Source organism: Streptomyces sp. NRRL WC-3549, assembly GCF_000721935.1.
In the GTDB taxonomy this organism is placed as follows: domain Bacteria; phylum Actinomycetota; class Actinomycetes; order Streptomycetales; family Streptomycetaceae; genus Streptomyces.
Map to the genome: position 1 here is coordinate 64,146 of NZ_KL585425.1, position 3,831 is coordinate 67,976.

Here is a 3,831-nt window from a genome sequence, read left to right on the forward strand (position 1 = left end):
GGGTTTTAGCCGTAGCGGGAGAAGACCGCACAGACCTCGGCGTCGGGGAAGCGGCGGTGCAGGTAGGCGACGTTCTCGGCGGCGCTCTGACCGGCGCCCACCACGACGAACCGGGAGGGCGAGGTGCCGTTCAGCCCGTCGACCTTCGCCAGCAGGTCGGAGTTGTGCCAGACGCGGTCCCCGCGCTCCACGCCCTCGGGCATGAGGGGGCTGAGTCCGGTGCCGATGACGAGGTTGCGGGCCCGGTGGAGCGCGAGCCCCTCCGGCGAACGGACCGTCACATCCAGGTACTCCACGGCACCGTCACGGACGACGGGTGAGACACCGACGACCTCGTGGCCGTAGGAGACCATGTCGTCGACCTTGGCCGCCGCCCACTCGAAGTAGTCGTGGAACTCCACGCGCAGCGGGAAGAAGTTCTTGTGGTTGATGAAGTCGACCAGCCGGCCCTGGCTCTGCAGGTAGCAGAGGAAGCTGAACTCGCTGCTCGGGTTCCGGAGCGTCACCAGGTCCTTGAGGAAGGACACCTGCATGGTGGCGTCGTCTATCAGCATGCCGCGGTGCCAGCCGAAACGCGGCTGCTGCTCGAAGAAGTGAGCGGTGACCGCCTCGTGGGTGCCGGTGTGCGCGTTGTGCTCGGCCAGGGCGATCGCCATGGCCACATTGGACGGTCCGAAGCCGATGCCAATGAGGTCGTGGACCGGTGGTACGTCGCCAGGACGGACCTGTGACATGTCACTCCCATCGTGCGGGGAAGTCGCTGTGAAGCGTGGGGAAAGAGCGAAGTGCGGACACACCGACAGAGCGGCCCACATGGAACTTAGGTGAGCCTAAGCTAATCGAGTGGAGCTGTCGACACCGCACGGAGCGGGCATCCGCCACCGGCACTCCCGCCAACTGCGATCCACCAGAGGCGCATTGCGAGCTAAGGTAAGCCTTGCTTTACTGGGCGTTCATCAGTCCCTGCTCTGAGGAGGAACCCCATGCGGGTCGTCATGTTCGGATACCAGACCTGGGGGCACCGCACCCTGCAAGCCCTCCTGGACTCCGAGCACGACGTGGTCCTGGTGGTGACGCACCCCAGGAGTGAGCACGCGTACGAGAAGATCTGGAGCGACTCCGTCGCCGACCTCGCCGAGGACCACGGGGTTCCCGTCCTGATCCGCAACCGCCCTGACGACGAGGAGTTGTTCGAGCGCCTCCAGGAGGCCGCCCCGGACATCATCGTGGCCAACAACTGGCGGACGTGGATCCCTCCGCGCGTCTTCCGCCTCCCGCCCCACGGCACGCTGAACGTCCACGACTCGCTGCTGCCGAAGTACGCCGGTTTCTCGCCGTTGATCTGGGCCCTGATCAACGGGGAGTCCGAGGTCGGCGTCACGGCGCACATGATGAACGACGAGCTCGACGCCGGTGCCGTCGTCCGGCAGGAAGCGGTCCCGGTCGGTCCGACGGACACCGCCACCGACCTCTTCCACAAGACCGTGGAGCTGATCGCCCCGGTCACCATCGGCGCGCTCGACCTCATCGCCGCCGGGCAGACGGAGTTCACCGAGCAGGACCGTTCCCAGGCCACCTTCTTCCACAAGCGGTCCGCCGAGGACATCCGCATCGACTGGAACTGGCCCGCGGAGGACCTCGAGCGCCTGGTGCGCGCCCAGTCCGAGCCGTACCCCAGCGCCTTCACCTACCACAGGGGCGAGCGGCTGGAGATCCTCGCCGCGGCGGTGTCCCAGAACCGCTACGGCGGAACGCCCGGCCGCATCTTCTACCGCGAGGGCGACGGCGTGGTGATCGTCGCGGGTGCCGACGCCCGCACAGGCCGCAACCACGGTCTGGCCGTCAGGCGCGTCCGCACCGAGGACGGCCGGGAGCTGCCGGCGACGGAGTACTTCACCTCCATGGGCGGCTACCTGACCGGCCGCCCCTGACCCACCGGCCCGTCGCGGGGCCGTCGCACCGGGCCGTGGTCCCGGGTGCTCCGGCCCCGCCCGCCTTCCCGGGCGTGACGCCGAGCGGGGAATCCGCTGACGGCGGACCGCTCTGGTCCCGGACGGGAGACCGCCCGTAGCGTCGCCCCATGAGCAGAGGACGAGCATGTGTGCTGGGCGCCACGGGACAGATCGGGCGGGCGGCCGTACGGGCCCTGAGGGAGGACGGCTGGGACGTGACGGCGGCCTCCCGCGGTGGTGGCCGGGACCGGACGTGGGACGCGGACGTCCGTTCCGTGGCGCTGGACCGCGACGAGGAGGGGGCGTTGGCGTCCGCGCTCGGTGACGGATGCGACCTCCTGGTCGACATGGTCGCGTACGGCGGGACCCACGCCGGGCAGTTGACCGCCCTGGCCGGCCGGATCGGGTCGGCCGTGGTCGTATCGAGCGGCGCGGTGTACGTGGACGAGCACGGGCGTGGTTTCGACACCCAGGACCGGCCGGACGGCGCCCCGCGCTATCCGGTGCCGATCCCGGAGACGCAGCCCACCGTCGCGCCCGGCGGCACCACGTACGCCACACGGAAGGTGGAGCTGGAGCAGGGGTTGCTCGCGGCAGGCGGCACCCTGCCGGTGACCCTGCTGCGGGCGGGAGCGGTACACGGTCCGTACTGCCGGACCCCGCGCGAGCTGTACTTCGTCAAACGCGCGCTCGACGGACGCGGGCGGCGGGTCCTGGCGTACGGCGGGACGTCCCGGTTCCATCCGGTGCACGTGTCCAACGTCGCCGAGCTGATCCGGCTCGCCGCGCTGCGGCCGGGATCAAGGGTGCTCAACGCCGGGGACCCCGAGGCTCCGACCGTCGCCGGGATCGGCGCGGCCGTGGACGCCGTGCTCGGCCGGGAGACCGAGACGGTGACGGTGGACGGCCCGCCGCCGGAGGGACACGTCGGCGAGACACCCTGGAGCGCCCCGAACCCGATCGTCTACGACATGACCGCCGCCGAACAGGAGTTGGGCTACCGGCCGGTGACGGGGTACGCGGATTCGCTGCCGGGGACGGTCCAGTGGCTCGTGTCCGCGTTGCGGGACCGCGGGTGGGCCGAGGCGTTCCCCGCGATGCGGCGGGCTTACGGCGAGGCGCTCTTCGACTACGCGGCGGAGGACGCCTGGCTGGAGCGGTACGACCGGCGGGGCTGAGCCCGCGGCGCACCGGACGGGAGCGGGCGGCCGGCTGGGGGGCCGTGGCCGTCCGCTCCCACCGGGTCAGGCGCTGCTCACGGGGTCGGCGTGGCGTGCGGGGCACACGTCACATCGCGCCGGTCCGTCCTACCGGTGAGCAGGTAGGTGTCCACCCGCTCGTTGACACACGGGTTGACCAGTCCGGTCACACCGTGCGAACCGGCGTCCTTCTCGGTGATCAGGCGGGAGCCCTTGAACCGCTTGTGCAGTTCCACGGCGCCCGCGTACGGCGTGGCGGCGTCGCGCGTGGACTGCACGATGAGCACCGGGGGCAGGCCCTTCCCGGTTCGCACATCCAGCGGCGTCTGCTGCTTGACCGGCCAGGTGGCGCACGGCAGGTTCATCCATGCGTTGGCCCACGTCATGAACGGGTTGTCGCGGTGCAGCCGGGTGTTGTCGCGGTCCCAACGCTGCCAGCTGGTGGGCCACTTGGCGTCCGTGCACTCGACGGCCGTGTAAACCGCGTTGCCGTTCTCCGAGGAGGCGTTGCCCGCGGTGTCCGACGGGTCGGGGGCCGCGGCGTCGATCAGCGCCTGGGTGTCGCCGCCCCGGTAGTCGCTCCAGGTCTGGGCGATGGGGGCCCACATGGAGTCGTAGTAGGGCGCGCTCTGGAAGAAGTCGATGAGTTCGGCGGGGCCGACGACGCCGCCGATCGGCTT

General features: G+C 70.6%; 3 protein-coding genes and 1 pseudogene. 2 read left to right on the forward strand and 2 right to left on the reverse strand.

All coding sequences use genetic code 11. The features are described 5' to 3' along the window. Positions 1–8: 8 nt before the first annotated feature. Positions 9–734 (reverse strand): annotated as a pseudogene (locus IH13_RS0128055) (SidA/IucD/PvdA family monooxygenase); the annotation flags it as partial. Positions 735–983: 249 nt separating this feature from the next. On the opposite strand from IH13_RS0128055, the gene IH13_RS0128060 reads away from it, so the two are divergent. Together IH13_RS0128060 and IH13_RS0128065 are read left to right on the forward strand one after the other, a co-directional pair. Beyond that, entirely contained in the window at positions 984–1,931 is a 948-nt protein-coding gene (locus tag IH13_RS0128060; RefSeq protein ID WP_031088765.1) for a methionyl-tRNA formyltransferase, read from the forward strand. A gap of 149 nt (positions 1,932–2,080) precedes the next feature. Next, entirely contained in the window at positions 2,081–3,130 is a 1,050-nt protein-coding gene (locus tag IH13_RS0128065; RefSeq protein WP_234433420.1) for an NAD-dependent epimerase/dehydratase family protein, read from the forward strand. A gap of 77 nt (positions 3,131–3,207) precedes the next feature. Here the strand turns inward: IH13_RS0128065 and IH13_RS0128070 are convergent. Then, positions 3,208–3,831, reverse strand: a 624-nt coding sequence (locus tag IH13_RS0128070; RefSeq protein WP_031088767.1) for an alpha/beta hydrolase, incomplete at its 5' end; no start/stop codon positions are given.